The organism is Pseudomonas trivialis (assembly GCF_001439805.1).
GTDB lineage: Bacteria > Pseudomonadota > Gammaproteobacteria > Pseudomonadales > Pseudomonadaceae > Aquipseudomonas > Aquipseudomonas trivialis.
Map to the genome: position 1 here is coordinate 226,034 of NZ_JYLK01000008.1, position 15,601 is coordinate 241,634.

Annotated in this window: 16 protein-coding genes; 9 read left to right on the plus strand and 7 right to left on the minus strand. The window is 60.3% G+C overall.

Going from position 1 to position 15,601, the window contains the following annotated elements:
• Positions 1-43: 43 nt before the first annotated feature.
• Complete coding sequence (gene cysQ, locus TU79_RS14445) at positions 44-880, minus strand: 3'(2'),5'-bisphosphate nucleotidase CysQ (RefSeq protein WP_057008606.1); 837 nt, start codon at positions 878-880, stop codon at positions 44-46.
• Positions 877-1,443 carry an ADP compounds hydrolase NudE gene (gene nudE / locus TU79_RS14450; RefSeq protein ID WP_057008607.1) on the minus strand — a complete coding sequence of 189 codons (567 nt, stop codon included), beginning with the start codon at positions 1,441-1,443 and terminating at the stop codon, positions 877-879. Before nudE ends, cysQ begins: the two co-directional genes overlap by 4 nt.
• Before the next feature lie 87 nt (positions 1,444-1,530).
• Here nudE and yrfG point away from each other — a divergent pair, with 87 nt between their 5' ends.
• The gene (yrfG, locus tag TU79_RS14455; protein WP_057008608.1) at positions 1,531-2,193 is read left to right on the plus strand and encodes a GMP/IMP nucleotidase; all 663 of its coding nucleotides are present in this window, start codon (positions 1,531-1,533) and stop codon (positions 2,191-2,193) included.
• 108 nt (positions 2,194-2,301) lie between these two features.
• On the opposite strand, the gene lysM is transcribed toward yrfG, so the two are convergent.
• The gene (lysM, locus tag TU79_RS14460; protein ID WP_057008609.1) at positions 2,302-2,742 is read right to left on the minus strand and encodes a peptidoglycan-binding protein LysM; all 441 of its coding nucleotides are present in this window, start codon (positions 2,740-2,742) and stop codon (positions 2,302-2,304) included.
• A gap of 139 nt (positions 2,743-2,881) precedes the next feature.
• Between lysM and TU79_RS14465 the strand changes: the two genes are divergently transcribed.
• From TU79_RS14465 to TU79_RS14480, 4 genes are all read left to right on the plus strand, one after another.
• Positions 2,882-3,769: a LysR family transcriptional regulator gene (locus TU79_RS14465; protein WP_057008610.1), complete on the plus strand. Its 888-nt coding sequence runs from the start codon at positions 2,882-2,884 to the stop codon at positions 3,767-3,769.
• Positions 3,770-3,866: 97 nt separating this feature from the next.
• A complete protein-coding gene (gene fdhD, locus TU79_RS14470) occupies positions 3,867-4,706 on the plus strand; it encodes a formate dehydrogenase accessory sulfurtransferase FdhD (protein WP_057008611.1) in 840 nt (279 codons plus the stop codon).
• Positions 4,703-7,051 carry an FdhF/YdeP family oxidoreductase gene (locus TU79_RS14475; protein ID WP_057008612.1) on the plus strand — a complete coding sequence of 783 codons (2,349 nt, stop codon included), beginning with the start codon at positions 4,703-4,705 and terminating at the stop codon, positions 7,049-7,051. The genes fdhD and TU79_RS14475 overlap by 4 nt, the downstream gene beginning before the upstream one ends.
• A gap of 200 nt (positions 7,052-7,251) precedes the next feature.
• Positions 7,252-7,725, plus strand: a complete 474-nt coding sequence (locus TU79_RS14480) for a glycine zipper domain-containing protein (protein ID WP_057008613.1) — start codon at positions 7,252-7,254, stop codon at positions 7,723-7,725.
• Positions 7,726-7,799: 74 nt separating this feature from the next.
• On the opposite strand, the gene TU79_RS14485 is transcribed toward TU79_RS14480, so the two are convergent.
• Together TU79_RS14485 and TU79_RS14490 are read right to left on the minus strand one after the other, a co-directional pair.
• Positions 7,800-8,231, minus strand: a complete 432-nt coding sequence (locus TU79_RS14485) for an acyl-CoA thioesterase (protein ID WP_057008614.1) — start codon at positions 8,229-8,231, stop codon at positions 7,800-7,802.
• Between the two features lie 25 nt (positions 8,232-8,256).
• Positions 8,257-10,194 carry a RecQ family ATP-dependent DNA helicase gene (locus TU79_RS14490; RefSeq protein ID WP_057008615.1) on the minus strand — a complete coding sequence of 646 codons (1,938 nt, stop codon included), beginning with the start codon at positions 10,192-10,194 and terminating at the stop codon, positions 8,257-8,259.
• Positions 10,195-10,427: 233 nt separating this feature from the next.
• On the opposite strand from TU79_RS14490, the gene TU79_RS26065 reads away from it, so the two are divergent.
• The 3 genes from TU79_RS26065 (at position 10,428) to TU79_RS14500 (ending at position 11,716) form a co-directional block, all read left to right on the plus strand.
• The gene (locus TU79_RS26065) at positions 10,428-10,598 is read left to right on the plus strand and encodes a YhfG family protein (protein ID WP_139136830.1); all 171 of its coding nucleotides are present in this window, start codon (positions 10,428-10,430) and stop codon (positions 10,596-10,598) included.
• A complete protein-coding gene (locus TU79_RS14495) occupies positions 10,598-10,951 on the plus strand; it encodes a Fic/DOC family protein (RefSeq protein ID WP_057008616.1) in 354 nt (117 codons plus the stop codon). The genes TU79_RS26065 and TU79_RS14495 overlap by 1 nt, the downstream gene beginning before the upstream one ends.
• Positions 10,952-11,359: 408 nt before the next feature.
• Positions 11,360-11,716, plus strand: coding sequence for a DUF1493 family protein (locus tag TU79_RS14500; protein WP_057008617.1), 357 nt, complete (start codon positions 11,360-11,362; stop codon positions 11,714-11,716).
• Positions 11,717-11,838: 122 nt separating this feature from the next.
• On the opposite strand, the gene TU79_RS14505 is transcribed toward TU79_RS14500, so the two are convergent.
• Together TU79_RS14505 and hslO are read right to left on the minus strand one after the other, a co-directional pair.
• The gene (locus tag TU79_RS14505; RefSeq protein WP_057008618.1) at positions 11,839-13,380 is read right to left on the minus strand and encodes a phosphoenolpyruvate carboxykinase; all 1,542 of its coding nucleotides are present in this window, start codon (positions 13,378-13,380) and stop codon (positions 11,839-11,841) included.
• 179 nt (positions 13,381-13,559) lie between these two features.
• A complete protein-coding gene (gene hslO, locus TU79_RS14510) occupies positions 13,560-14,462 on the minus strand; it encodes an Hsp33 family molecular chaperone HslO (protein ID WP_057008619.1) in 903 nt (300 codons plus the stop codon).
• Positions 14,463-14,587: 125 nt separating this feature from the next.
• On the opposite strand from hslO, the gene TU79_RS14515 reads away from it, so the two are divergent.
• A complete protein-coding gene (locus TU79_RS14515) occupies positions 14,588-15,391 on the plus strand; it encodes a phosphatase PAP2 family protein (RefSeq protein WP_057008620.1) in 804 nt (267 codons plus the stop codon).
• Positions 15,392-15,601 lie beyond the last annotated feature (210 nt).

A 15,601-nucleotide genomic window follows, 5' to 3' on the forward strand; every position in this document is an offset into this window, starting at 1 on the left:
GGGAGGGGCTTGCCCCCTCCCTCATTTTTAATTTGCGCAGGTCTTAAGACCTGGCCAGGCGCAACAGGCGCTCACGCCACGCCGCCTGCGCCGGCAACGCCAGAAAGAAAGGGTTGAGCAACGATTCCCGCGCCGGATAGCTGAACCGCTCGCCGCTCAACTCCAACACCTCACCGCCCGCGCCTTCCAGCACACCCTGGGCCGCCGCCGTGTCCCACTGCGACGTGGGCGCCAGGCGTGGGTAGCAATCGGCGCTGCCTTCGGCCAGCAGGCAGAACTTCAGTGAGCTGCCGATATTGGCCAGCTTCAACTCACCCATGCCCTGGCTCAAACCATCCAGCAAACGCTCCTGCTCGGGGCTGGTGTGGCGGCGGCTGGCGACGACGGTAAACGCTTCGCCCTCGGCCGGGGTCTTGCGCACCTGGATCTGCCGGGGCGCTTCGTTTACATCCGACCGCCACGCGCCCAGTCCCGCACCACCAAAGTAGCAACGGCCGCTGGTGGGCATCGACACCACGCCAAACACCACGCGGCCCTGTTCGATCAACGCCACGTTGACGGTAAATTCTTCACTGCCGCTGATGAACTCCTTGGTGCCATCCAGCGGGTCCACCAGCCACCAGCGCTGCCAACCGGCGCGCACGCTCTGGTCGATATCGGCGTCCTCTTCGGACAACACGGGAATGCTCGGGTCCAGTGCAGTCAGGCCGGCGAGAATAAGGTGGTGGGCGGCGAGGTCTGCCGCCGTCACCGGCGAGTCATCCGCCTTGGCAGTGACCGCCACATCGGCGCGCCAATACGGCAGGATCACTTCACCGGCCTGGCGTGCCAACTCAATCACGGGGGCAATCAACGGGTGGCCTAAAAACAGTTCGCTCATGCGCTAAAGGCTCCTCGCTGGGTCAGCAGGTCTCGTACCAGGTAGAGCGCGGCCAATGCACGGCCCTCGCTGAACTGCTCGTTTTGCGCCAGTTGCGACAGCTCGCGCAGGTTGATCCTGTCTACACGCATCGGCTCGGGCTCATCGCCTTCCAGGCGTTCTTCGTAGAGGTCGGTGGCCAGTACCACCTGGATTTTCTGGCTCATGTAGCCAGGCGACAACGACAACTCGGTGATGTGTTCCAACTGATGCGCACCAAAGCCCGCCTCCTCCTTGAGTTCGCGGTTTGCCGCCGCCAGCACGTCCTCGCCAGGCTCGATTAATCCCTTTGGCAAGGACAGCTCATATTCGTCGGTCCCGCCACAGTATTCCTCGATCAGCAGCGCGTGGTCCGCATCGATCATTGCCACGATCATCACCGCGCCATAACCGGCGCCGCGTCCAACCAGACGCTCGTAGGTCCGCTCAACGCCATTGGAAAAGCGCAGTTGCACTTCCTCCACGCGGAACAAACGGCTACTGGCGACGATTTCGCGGGCGAGGACGGTGGGTTTCTGGCGCATGAGAGGCTCCTTGGCGTGATCGGGTTACTATACCGTGGCTTTTCCGATTGTCTGTGTCGGATATCTTTACTTACATGAGACCGCCCCATGCCCGCTTTGCCCTGGCACGCCATCGACACCGTCCTGCTGGACATGGACGGCACCCTGCTCGACCTGCATTACGACAACCACTTCTGGATGGAGCACCTGCCGCAACGCTATGCCGACCTGCACGGGGTAAGCCGCGCCATGGCCGAGATGGAGCTGCAGCCTCTGTTCGAGCGTAATGCCGGACAATTGCAATGGTATTGCCTGGACTTCTGGAGCACCGAACTGAAGCTCCCGGTGCGCGAACTCAAGCTGGAAACCGCCCACCTGATCGCCCTGCGCGCGGATGCCGACACGTTTCTGGCGGCGATCAAACAGGCCGGCAAGCGGGTGATCATGATCACCAACGCCCATCGTGACTCGCTATCGTTGAAGTTGGAGCGCATTGAGTTGGCGCCGTATTTCGAGCGATTGATCAGCTCCCACGATTATGGTTTCGCCAAGGAAAACCCGCAGTTCTGGGACGCCTTGCAGGCCGACATCGGCTTCGACCCCGCCCGCTGTCTGTTTATCGATGACACTTTGCCGATTCTGCGCAGTGCGCGGGATTTCGGCGTCGGACATTTGCTGGCAGTGAAAGAGCCGGACAGCCGAAAGGGGCCCAAGGACACCGCTGAATTTACCGCAGTCGACGACTACCGCGATCTCATTGCCGGACTCTAAACCACTGTGGGAGGGGGCTTGCCCCCGATAGCGGTGCATCAGAATCACCTCGGTGACTGACGCGGTGCTATCGGGAGCAAGCCCCCTCCCACATTTTTGATTTGCGTATTACTCGGGAATGCGCAAAGTCTGCCCCGGATAGATTTTGTCCGGATGCGACAACAGCGGCTTGTTGGCCTCGAAGATCTTGTTGTACTGGTTGGCGTTGCCGTACACCGTCAGGGAAATCGCGCTGAGGGTGTCGCCTTTCTTCACCACCACGAAACGGGCGGCAGCCACAGCCGGGCCGGATACGGTGATCTGATCATCCACACTCGCCACACCGGCAATGTTGCCCAATGCCAGCAGGATCTTTTCTTTCTCTTCCTGGGTCGCCACTTCACCGGTCACGGTGACCTTGTCGCCGTCTACCGTGGTTTGCACGTTTGGATTGCCCAGGCCGACTTTGGCCACATGCTCCTTCAATTGCTCACTGGCGTTGGCATTACCGGGCGTCAGCAGGTCGATCAACTTCTCGCCCGCTTCCTTGACAAAGCTTAAAAGACTCATGGTGCGCTCTCCTTGGGATTCGGGATTTGATTTCCAGATGCTCAAGACTAGACCCGCCCTGCAGACGTGGGTTCCGGCCCGAGCACAGACCCAAACGCGCTAGAATCCCCCCGCCATTGGAATAAGCCCCGGAGCGAAGATGGACATCAAACAGTTGAAATTCCTCATCGCCCTCGACGAAACCCGTCACTTCGGCCAGGCGGCGGCGCGTTGTCACATCACCCAGCCGACCCTGTCGATGCGCCTGCGCAGCCTGGAAGAAGAGCTGGACCTGCCGCTGGTCAATCGAGGCCAGCGGTTCGAAGGCTTCACCGCCCCCGGCGAACGTGTGCTGGCCTGGGCCCGCACCGTGCTGGCGGCGTATGACGGTTTGCAGGCCGAGGCGGCCGCCTGTCGCGGCAATCTGGTAGGTACGCTGCGTCTGGGCGTGGTGCCGCTGTCGAGCTTTGACCCGTTGGCGCTGATGCAACAACTGCACAAGGAGCACCCCAGCCTGCGTTTTGAACTGTCAGCCCTTAGCTCCGAACAGATTCTGGAGCAACTGGCGAGTAATCGGCTGGACCTTGGCGTGTCGTATCTGGAGCGCCTGGACACCGAACGCTTCGACTCCCTGGCCCTCGGCGAAACGCGCATGGGCCTGCTCTACGATCAACGTTTCTTCAGCTTCGGCGATACGCCGTTGAGCTGGGAAGCGCTGATTGAGCTGCCCCTGGGCATGCTCACCAGCGGCATGCACTTTCGCCAGTCCATCGATCACAACTTCCACAGCCGTGGCCTCAACCCACAACCATTGTTGCAGACCGATGCCGTTCATCAGTTGCTGCAAGCGGTGCACGGCGGGCTGTGTTGCGCGGTGATGCCGCTGGAGGGCGGTCTGGATGCGCTCACCGAGCATTTGCGCCTGCAACCCATCGAAGATGCCCACACCCTCGCGCGCCTGGGGCTGATCATGCGGCGCGGCGCACCACGCTCGGCCCTGGCAGAGGCCTGCTTCGCGCTGTTTCAGAAATCACAGAAAGCTTCTTGATCGACGGCATCTATTGGCAGATCAGTACTGGCGATTAGACGCGACGCTTTGTCGCGCCTAGTCTAAGCATTGACCAATCCGCCGATGGTACTGCCCCATGAACGCCAAGCACCCGGTTTGCGCGGCGCCCGCTCTTGACACGCCTGCGCCCGCCGCCAGCCAGAGCTACCAGTTCTGCAACCTTGAACACACGGAAGTCGCCAGCACCGCGCTGGCCGAAGAAGTGGCGTTGGCGATCGCCTACAACGACATCAGCCAGGCCGTCATGCTGGTGACGCCGACGGACCTGGAAGACTTCATCGTCGGCTTCAGCCTGGGCAGTGGCATCATTGCCGACGTCAGCGACATCTATGACCTCAAACTCAGTGGTTCGGGTTCGGCGCAGTACGCCGAGGTGCAGATCTCCAGCCGCGCGTTCTGGAACCTCAAGCAGCAGCGCCGCCAACTGGCCGGCACCAGCGGCTGTGGGTTATGCGGCGTCGAAGCGGTGGAACAAGCCTTGCCGGACCTCAACGTGCTGCCCGGCGCGCCGTTGCCGCCTGCTGACTGGCTGGACGGCCTGCGTCAACGCATCAGCGCATTTCAGCCGTTGGGCCAGCACAGCGGCGCCGTGCACGCAGCGGTGTTCATGAACGGCCAGGGCGAATTGCTGCTGGGCCGCGAAGACATCGGCCGGCATAACGCCCTCGACAAGTTGATCGGTGCATTGATCCGCCAAAAAATCCCGACTGACGGCGGCCTGGCGATTGTCACCAGCCGTTGCAGCCTCGAATTGATCCAGAAAGTCCTGCGCGCGGGCATCCAGACCCTGGTCAGCCTGTCGTCGCCCACCGGCCTGGCCCTGCAATGGGCGCGCCGGCACAACCTCAATCTCATCCACCTGCCGCAGAAAAGTGCGCCGCGGGTCTACAGCCCTGCGATGGAGAACCAGCCGTGAGCAATCATCATCAAGCCGACCAAACCCCGACCCCGCGCTACAAGCCCTACAAAGGCCCGGCAGGCGGCTGGGGCGCACTGATCAGCGTGGCCCAGGCGTGGTTGACCAGCGACAACGCGCTGAAAAACCTGCGCATGATGCTCAAGACCAACCAGAACGGCGGATTCGACTGCCCGGGCTGCGCCTGGGGTGACTCGCCGGAAAGCGGCATGGTCAAGTTCTGCGAAAACGGCGCCAAGGCGGTCAACTGGGAAGCCACCAAGCGCCGGGTCGATGCGGCATTCTTTGCCAGGCACAGCGTCACCGCGTTGCTGGAACAGAGCGACTACTGGCTCGAATACCAGGGCCGCCTGACCGAGCCGATGCGTTATAACGCCGAAATCGACCGCTATCAGCCGGTCAGCTGGGAAGCGGCCTTCGACCTGATCGGCAAGCGCCTCAATGCCCTGCCCAGCCCGGACATGGCCGAGTTCTACACCTCGGGCCGCGCCAGCAACGAAGCGGCGTACCTGTACCAGCTGTTCGTGCGCGCCTACGGCACCAACAACTTCCCGGATTGCTCGAACATGTGCCACGAGGCCAGCGGCGTAGCCCTGGCGCAAAGCGTGGGCGTCGGCAAAGGCACCGTGACCTTTGATGACTTCGAACATGCCGATGCGATCTTCGTGTGGGGCCAGAACCCCGGCACCAACCACCCGCGCATGCTCGAACCGCTGCGTGAAGCGGTTAAACGCGGCGCCCAGGTGGTGTGCATCAACCCGCTCAAGGAACGCGGCCTGGAACGCTTCCAGCATCCGCAACATCCGCTGGAAATGCTCACCAACGGTGACAAGCCCACCAACACCGCCTATTTCCGCCCGGCGCTGGGCGGCGACATGGCCATCCTGCGCGGCATGGCCAAGTTTCTGCTGCTGTGGGAGCGCCAGGCCCAGGCCGAAGGCAAGGAAGCGGTGTTCGACCACGACTTCCTCAACGAACACACCGCCAACGTGCTCGATTACCTCGCCAGGATCGATGACACCTCGTGGGATGAAATCGTCGAGCAGTCCGGCCTCACCCTGGTCGAGATCGAGCAGGCCGCGCGCATGTACGCCAAGGGCAAGAACGTGATCATGTGCTGGGCGATGGGCATCACCCAGCATCGCCACTCGGTGCCGACCATCCAGGAAATCGCCAACCTGATGCTGCTGCGCGGCAACATCGGCCGCCCCGGCGCTGGCCTGTGCCCGGTGCGTGGCCACAGCAACGTGCAGGGCGACCGCACCATGGGCATCAACGAGCGCCCACCGGTCGCGTTTCTGGATTCCCTGGAGCGTCGTTTTCAGTTCCAGGTGCCGCGCACCAACGGCCACAACGTGGTGGAAGCAATTCACGCCATGCTCGAAGGCCGCTCCAAAGTCTTCATCGCCCTGGGCGGTAACTTCGCCCAGGCCACGCCGGACAGCTCGCGCACCTTCGAAGCGCTGCGCAATTGCGACCTGACCGTGCAGATCAGCACCAAGCTCAACCGCAGCCACCTGATGCACGGTAAGGACGCACTGATTTTGCCGTGCCTGGGCCGTACCGACATCGACATCCAGGCCGACGGCCCGCAGGCGGTAACGGTAGAAGATTCGTTCAGCATGGTTCACGGCTCCAATGGCCAGTTGCAACCGTTGTCGAAGCTGATGAAATCGGAGCCTGCGATCATCGCCGGTATCGCCGCCGCCACCCTGGGCAGCAAGCCGGTGGACTGGAACTGGCTGGTGGCCGACTACGGGCGCATTCGCGACCTGATCGCCGACACCATTCCAGGCTTCAAGGATTTCAACGAACGCATCAAGCACCCCGGCGGTTTCTACCTCGGCAACTCGGCCGGCGCGCGTCGCTGGAACACCCCGCTGGGCCGCGCCAACTTCCGGGCGAACATCCTGCCAAAAGACCTGATCCACGAGCGCACCCACGCTACGGGCCGGGTGCCGGACCTGATCATGCAGTCGATGCGCTCCCACGATCAGTACAACACCACCATTTATGGCCTGGACGACCGTTATCGCGGAGTGAAAGGCCAACGTGACGTGCTGTTCGTCAACGAAGCGGACATCATCCGCCTGGGCTTCAAGCCGGGGCAGAAGGCCGACATTGTGTCGCTGTGGGAAGACGGCCGTGAGCGCCGCGTGAAGGGCTTCACCCTGCTGGCCTTTGATATTCCGGCCGGTCAGGCTGCCGCGTACTACCCGGAAGTGAACCCGCTGGTGCCGTTGGAAAGCACCGGGGATGGCAGCCATACGCCAACCTCGAAGTTCGTGGCGATCCGCCTGGAAGCGGCGAGTGACAACGGGTTGATCATGGCCCGCACTGCATAAATTACAGGCACAAAAAAGGCCGCTTTTTGCATAAAAGCGGCCGTTCCGAAGTGAATAGAGACTGGTAAAAACAACTTAAGTTCCCTATAAAAAACAGTAAGTTAGCGACTTTTATACAACTATTGCCACTGGTCGGATTTCGATTGTCAGCATTCTCCTGCGACCTCAGGATCGCGGCGTCATCCTCTTGAGGTCTCCCTATGAAGTTCTCCTCGATTCTCCTGCTGTCCTTTAGCCTCGCCAGCGGCGCAGCCATGGCGGGTGGCACCACCGAAGCCGGTGTGGGCGGTGCATTGGGCGGGGTTCTGGGTTCGGTTGTAGGCCAGCAGATCGGTGGCAATACAGGTTCGGCCATCGGTGCAGCCCTGGGCGGCGCGGGTGGCAGCGCGGTGGGTGCCGACAAACGCAGCCGTGGCGAAGCCGCCATCGGCGGTGCATTGGGCGCGGCCGGCGGCAATGTGGTAGGTCGCAGCGTCGGCGGCAACACCGGCAGCCTGGTCGGCGCAGCCGCCGGCGGTGGTGCTGGGGGCGCGCTGGGCAACTACATGGGCAACAGGAGCGATGACGATGATCGCCGCTACCGTGGGCGCGATAACCGCCGTTATGACCGTGATGACCATCGCGGCCGTGGCCATGCCTATGGCCATCGCAAACATCACCATCGTCACCGCTGAGGTCTGAAGACCACAGCACATCCGGTGTGGGAGGGGGCTTGCTCCCTCTCACGTTTGGATCCGTGATGTTGTGGCTAAATAACCAACCGCTGCAACGCCTCACGCAACGTCTGCGGGATCGCCACAGGCTGATTCGAGGCCCGATCCACGAATACATGCACAAACCGCCCCGCCGCACAGGCCTCTTCCTCGCCGGCCTTGAACACCGCCAACTCATACTGCACCGAGCTGTTGCCCAACTTGCCCACGCGCAAGCCGACGTCGATGCGCTCGGGAAAGGCAATCGACGCAAAATAATCACACGCCGAACTCACCACAAAGCCCACCACCTCGCCGTCATGAATATCCAACCCGCCTTGCTCGATCAGGTAGGTATTTACCGCCGTATCGAAAAAGCTGTAGTAGGTGACGTTGTTCACATGGCCATACACATCATTGTCGTGCCAGCGCGTGATGATCGGCTGGAAGTGAGCGTAGTTGGCGCGTAGCGGCACTGATTCGGGCATTGGCAACTCTCTTCAAGGTGTCTGTTTACAGGTCCTGCAAATGAGCCTCCGCCCATTCGCGAACCTCTGCGTACGGATAGTCCTCCAGCGCGGCAAATCCGGGAACGCTGCGCGCCTTCAACCGAGTAAACAACGGCACGCTGATGCCGCCGAGAAAACGTGTAAGCCGTTCGGCGCCCGGCAAATCGCCGGTGTGTTCATGATGCCTGTGGATAAAATCACCGCACAGGCCCATGAAGTTTTTATCCACAAGCGGCGCCAGGCTCGGCGGCGGTGGCAGGTGCGCGATATGGCCGTGGCACACCGAGCAATGTCCACAACGTTGCGGCGCCTGGTCATCGCCGAAATACTGTGCCAGACGCTGCCCCAGGCAGTGTTCGGTGGCGAACAGATCAAGCATGGCGTGAATACGCGCCACTTCTGTCACCTCGTGGTGCTTGAAGCCTGTGTATAACTCAACGCTCAATGCCTGCGGGTCGAAATCCGTATTGAGCAAGCTGTAGACCTCGGTCATCTGCTTACTCTCCAGCTCGATCAGCCCCTGTTCCTGAAAATAATCCAGCGCTTTCACTACCCGGTTGCGCTCGGCGCCGTGCTGTTGATAAAGCGTGTCGAAATCCACCGTCGCCCAGGTTTTGGCGCGTTTGCACACCTGGATGATCGCCGCGACAAACTGCTGCCGCTCGCCGGAAAAGCGCGCCAGCAAGGCCTGCGGCTCAATCAGGTATTTGAAACGGTACTCGGCATAAAACGCATAGCGCGGCGCGATCACGCCCTTGAGTTCGAGTTGTACCAGCAAGGTCTTGAGCGGCAGTTCGCGGATATTGCTGTGGTCCGACAGCGAGCGCAGTAAAAATTCCCACTGACCCTCGCGGCGTGACGCCTGCAACTCGTCCAGCACACGGCGGATGCCCTCTTGCTCTGGCGTGTCGCCGTACACGAAATTTTCCAGCACATTGAGGCTGTCACGGTTGGCCAGCACCAGGCAGTCCGATGGCTGCCCATCACGTCCTGCACGGCCTATTTCCTGACTGTAGTTCTCGATGGACTTGGGCAGGTCGAAGTGCACCACGTTGCGGATATCACTTTTGTCGATACCCATGCCGAACGCAATGGTGGCGACGATGCAATTGGAGCGCCCGCCCATGAATCGCTGCTGGATGCCCTCGCGTTTATCGTGCGGCAAACCGGCGTGATACGCCTCGGCCTGGATGCCGTTGCGGGTCAGGTGCTCGGCGATCTGCTCGGCGGTTTTTTGCAGGGTGACGTAGACGATGCTCGGCTGGTTGGGCCGCTCGCGCATCCACTGCACCAGACGATGGCGCTTGTTCGCGCCGCTTACCGGCTCCACCAGTAGATTGAGGTTGGGCCGATAGAAGCCTGTGGTGACCACATCATCCGGTGCAATGGCGAACTTGGCCTGCATGTCGGCAATCACCTTGGGCGTTGCCGTAGCCGTCAGCAGAAGGGCTTGCGGGATATTGAACTGGCGTTGGTAGTCCGGCAGCTTCAGGTAGTCCGGACGAAAGTTGTGGCCCCACTCGGAAATACAGTGGGCCTCGTCCACCACCAGCAATGAAATCGGCACGCTTTGCAGGAAGTTCCGAAAGCGCTCGTTCTTCAAGCGCTCCACGGAAATCATCAGGATCTTCAGCTCACCGGAGCGCGCCCGCGCCATTACCTCATTGGCATCCTCGCGACTTTGCGCCGAATCGATGCTGCCGGCTGAAATCCCGTGGCGCTGCAGAAAGCCCAACTGATCCTGCATCAACGCCAGCAGCGGTGAAACCACCAGCGTCAGGTGCGGGAGCAGAACCGCCGACAGCTGATAGCACAGGGATTTACCGGAACCGGTAGGAAAAATAGCGGCCGCCGAACGCCCGGCCAGCACCGCGCTGACCACTTCTTCCTGGCCCGAACGAAACCGTGGATAACCAAAGACCTGCTGGAGGGTGTCGTGCATGGGCTGTCACTCCATTGACCGCTGAGGGTGGCTTAAAAACGTAGCTCACCCAGGCCAGCGAATCGAGAAAGGTCGCATGGAAAAAAGAGACAGGATGATACATAGCGTGGTGGAAAGCAGGACTATTCTCGCTAGCTTGTAGGAACAACTACCCTATCTTGCCTATCCAGAGACTGCCTTCGCGCAGACGCATTGCGCTACAATCAGGCCTTGCTATCCAGGAGTACGCTGCGATGAGCGAACTGACGTTTGAGCAAAAACAGGATCATTACCACAAGATCCGCCGTTCCAATTACCTGGCCAGCCTGCGCCTGGAGGGGTTCGATACCCAGCCGGCCGACGTCGACAAGCCGCTGCCCACTCGCGAAGCCGTCCTGGCCAAGTACCGCAATAACCCGCGCTGATGCTCGACAAATACGGGGTGGGCCAGGATCCTTACTGCTATCCCGGTAGCGGTGTCCTGCGCAACCGCCTCGATTTGCTCGATGAAGCACGCCTGCATGAAGCTGAGCGAGAACTGTCTGAAATCGCCGAAGTTTATGGCGACCTCAACGTCATCCACCCTTTTCGCGAAGGCAATGGCCGGGCACAACGGATCCTGTTTGAACAAATCATCGTGAATGCGGGGGGTTCGGTGAACTGGTGGCTGGTAAAGGACGCTGCGTGGATACCGGCGAATATCGACGCGGTGGCGTGTGATTACAGTGGCCTGGAAGCGATTTTCCAGCGCTGCATAAGCACACCTGCCAGGCCCTGATCGGCCCCACCTTTGAGCAGTTCCGGCCGAACGATCAACGCCAAGCTGCAGATGCCGGAAATCACTGTAGGAAACAGCCAAACATTGCGCAATCCGCTTCCCAAACTGCAAAAAACACCTGCTTACCCCTCTATTGAATATCCCTCTTTCTGACCGAAACTAACGCCCTCTCCACTTTCTCGGTAAAGCCCGTGAACATCGAAAGGACTCAACACAGCGACCGGCACGGTTTCGAATTGGCCGTGATTCGCCCTTCAAGGACAATCCGGCAACTCCGGGGCAGCGACTTAAATGACTGAACATGTATTCTGGATCAGCCTGACTCTCTTCCTGGTTCTTTCTGCCTTGATCACCCGAAACAAATACCGCCGACGACGTAATGCTCACCCACTCCTGCGAACCCCCACGATGAACCTGGCCCCCAACTTCCCCGAAGACCCTGACATGCAGCAGCTCCTGCAACTGCTGCACGAGGAAATAGGATTGCCGCAACACAAAACCATACGTCTGCAAACCGCGATCAACCTCGACCTGGGCTGCGACGGCAGCGAAGCCAGGCAACTGATGGAGGCTCTGGAGCAGGATTTCGCCGTCGACCTGGGCGACTACGATGCCTACCGTTACTTCCAGCCGCCGATTTTTGATGTCTTCCTCAAACACCGCGCCAAGGGCCGTGGTGAAAAGATCCCGCTGACCATCGGCATGCTCTACTTGGCCATCAAGACCCACAGCTGGGACACGCAGACACTGGAAAACCTGAGTTAAGTGCACCACAGAGCAAACTGTGGGAGGGGGCTTGCTCCCTCCCCCACTGAATCCCTATTGACCTGGCGAGCAGGCACAAAAAAGCCGCCTGATAAAGGCGGCTTTTTCATAACGCTCGAGTCTTACAACGTGGGACCCGCAGCCTTGATCGCCTCGCTCACTTCAAACTTCTTGAAGTTCTCGACAAACAAACCGGCCAGCGCCTTGGCCGCTTCGTCATAAGCAGCCTTGTCAGCCCAGGTATTGCGCGGGTTCAGCAGCCCAGTCTCAACACCCGGTACCGCCAACGGCACGTCCAGGTTGATGGTGTCCAGGTGTTCGGTCTCGGCACCGATCAACGCACCGCTCTGGATGGCGGCGATCACACCGCGGGTGGTCGGGATGTTGAAGCGTTTGCCGACGCCGTAGCCGCCGCCGGTCCAGCCGGTGTTGACCAGGTAGACCTTGGAGCCGAAGCCACGGATACGCTTGATCAGCAGCTCAGCGTATTCGCCGGCCGGGCGCGGGAAGAACGGCGCGCCGAAGCAGGTGGAGAAGGTCGACTTGATGCCGCCGCCGGAGCCCATTTCGGTCGAACCCACCAGAGCGGTGTAGCCGGACAGGAAGTGATAGGCCGCTTGTTCTTCGCTGAGGATCGACACGGGCGGCAGTACGCCGGTCAGGTCGCAGGTCAGGAAGATCACCGCGTTAGGCTCGCCGCCCAGGTTTTTCTCGGAACGCTTGGCAACGTGCTCCAGCGGGTAAGCGGCGCGGCTGTTCTGGGTGAGGCTGACATCGGCGTAGTCGGCATGCTTGGCGTCGTCGATCACGACGTTTTCCAGTACGGCACCGTGCTTGATGGCTTTCCAGATCACCGGCTCGTTCTTCTCGGAGAGGTCGATGCACTTGGCATAGCAACCGCCTTCGATGTTGAACACCACGCCTTCGCCCCAACCGTGTTCGTCGTCACCGATCAGGTAACGGCTTTCGTCGGCGGACAGGGTGGTCTTGCCGGTGCCTGACAAGCCGAAGAACAGGGTCACATCGCCCGCTTCGCCAATGTTGGCGGCGCAGTGCATCGGCAGCACGTCAGAAGCCGGCAGCAGGAAGTTCTGCACCGAGAACATGGCTTTCTTCATCTCACCGGCGTAGCGCATGCCGGCGATAAGCACTTTTTTCTGTGCGAAATTGAGGATCACGCAACCGTCGGAGTTGGTGCCGTCACGCTCTGGCACGCACTCGAAGTTGGCCACGTTGAGCACTTGCCATTCTTCACGACCGGCCGGGTTGTACTGGGCAGGGTTGATGAACAGGCAGCGACCGAACAGGTTCTGCCAGGCCGTCTGGGTGGTCATTTTCACGGCCAGGTAGTGGTCTTCTGCGGCCCCTACGTGAACATGGGAAACGAAGTGCTCTTGCGCGTTGTTGAATGCTTCCACGCGGCTCCACAGGGCATCGAACTTGTCGGCCGGGAACTTGCGGTTGATCGGGCCCCAGGCAATGGCGTCCTGAGTGGAAGGCTCTTCAACAATGAAACGGTCGACCGGCGAACGGCCGGTGCGGTGACCGGTACGTACGACCAGTGCGCCAGTATCGGCAAGCTCGCCTTCACCACGGCTCAGGGCTTCTTTAACCAGATCGTCAACACTCAGATCGGTGTATACGGCATTGTTGGCTTGCGTCATGAGGTTCCCCGTCGGCCTATGGCCGAGTGCTCCGAACGTTTTGTAGTAGAAAGTTGCGCACTACTACCGCGAAAAAAGTGGGCCGGATTATGCCAGAAAAGCCCAAAAAGAGTAGGGCCCTCCCGTCAGAACAGCGCTATCTCGGCATTTCTCAGGTGATTTACCTGTGCTTAAACGTTTTAGTGGCGGGTGTCGGAAGGGGTGTCGATGCCTGCGCCGGCGAATAATTGAGCCACATCGGCCGCATCGAAAAGATAACGCTGGTTACAGAACTGGCAGTCGATCTCGATATGACCACCGTGCTCGACTACCAGATTCTGCGCATCTTCCAGGCCCAGGCTGACCAGCGCGTTGCCGGAACGCTCGCGCGAGCAGCTGCAGTGGAAGCGCAGGGTCTGCGGATCGAACAGGCGCACGGCCTCTTCGTGGTAAAGGCGGTGCAGGATGGTCGGGTTGTCCAGGCCCAGCAGCTCTTCCGCCGTGAGGGTGCCGGCCAGGGCGGTGAGGTTACGCCAGCTTTCGGCGCGGTCATCGTCGTCCTTGATGCGGTCCGCAGGCAGTTGTTGCAACAGCAGGCCACGGGCGCGCTTGCCGTCGGCGTTGAGCCAGAACCTGGTGCCGACCTGCTGGGACATCACGAAATAGTTGGTGAAGCAGTCCGACAGGGTGTCGCCGTCGAGGTCGACAATGCCTTGATAACGCTGCCCCACAGTCGGGTCGACCGTCAGCGCCAGCACGCCGTCGGGCATCAGGTCGCTCAACGTGGCCTCAGGGGCGATCAGGTCGGCGTCGTAACGGGCCAGGCCACGGATGTCGCGTTCGCTGGAACACTCGATCATCAGCAAGGGGATCGGGCCTTCGGAGCGGGCCTGCAAAATCAGCAAACCATCGAACTTCATGGTGCCCACCAGCAGCGCCGCAGCCGCCATCAACTCACCGAGCAATTGCGCGACCGGCTCCGGATAGGCGTGCTTGGCGAGGACTTCGGCGTAGCTGCGCTCCAGCGAGACCAGTTCGCCGCGGGCGTCGGTCTCGTCGAAGATGAAGCGTTGGGTGAAGTCGGTATCCGGTAGATCAGTCATAGGTCTGGGTATCTGAATTGATGACAAAATGATTACAGCGTTTATAAAATTAAACGCTTTAGCACCATCTTGGTGCGGTTTTCTCCTGGAAACAGAGAACTTACTAGAGCGAAGAGGGACAGTTTATGAACAATCCGGGTTTGTTCCAAGCCAAGTGGAACCTCCGGCGATGGGCTCTTTGCAATCTACTCGCTATCGGACTGCTGTGTTTTTGGCTGTGGCCCACGGGCCAGATGCTGTGTGTGATTTTCGACGAATGGCTGTTTCACCTGCTCAATGATCCGCTGGCGACCAGCGCAACCTGGCTGCATGTGTGGGCCGTGGCCAGTCTGCGCCCCTTTGACGCCGTGGTTGGGGTAATTTTGCTGGCGCTGCTGGTTCGCGGCGAGTGGGTGTTCAAGGCGGTGCAGGTACGCCAGGCTTTCTTTGGCTTTCTCGGTATTCTGCTGTTGCTGCTGTTTATCCGCATGCTGTTTTCCAAACTCGCCGTGCACATGGGCTGGCAGCACAGCAGCCCGTCAATGGTGATCGGCGGTGCCGTGCAGATGAGCGACTACTTCCCCGCGCTTGAGAAAACCTGGGAGCTGAAGGACCGTTCGAGCCAGAGTTTTCCGGGGGATCATGCGTCGGTGCTGTTGATCTGGGGCATGTTCATGACGGTGTTTGCCCGTAACCTCGGCCAGGTGCTGGTGATCTGGGGCCTGGCGCTGCTGTTCATGATGCCGCGCCTGGTGGCGGGCGCGCATTGGGGGCAGGACGATTATATCGGCGGCGTTTTGCTGGCATTGCTGGCATTGGGGTGGGGGTATTACACGCCTTTTGCAGCGAAGGTGTCGGGGGCGTTGCTGCGCGTGACGGCGCCGATCTTCGGGTTGCTGGGCAAGCTGCCGGTGATCGGGCGATTGAGTGTCATGCGACAAGCTGCGTAACGCCGAGCACGTAACGTGGGAGGGGGCTTGCTCCTGATGAGGGAGAGTCAGTGCATGCACAGGTGACTGATACACCGATCGGGGAGAGTGTCAGATTTTTTGTGTTCGGGCCGGTTACGGCCTGCCGTCAGGCAGGCCCTATCTTTACCAGGTCGGCCTGATAAATCGATCTCCGTACAGAATCGCAAATTGATTCATCGCGCTCTTCCA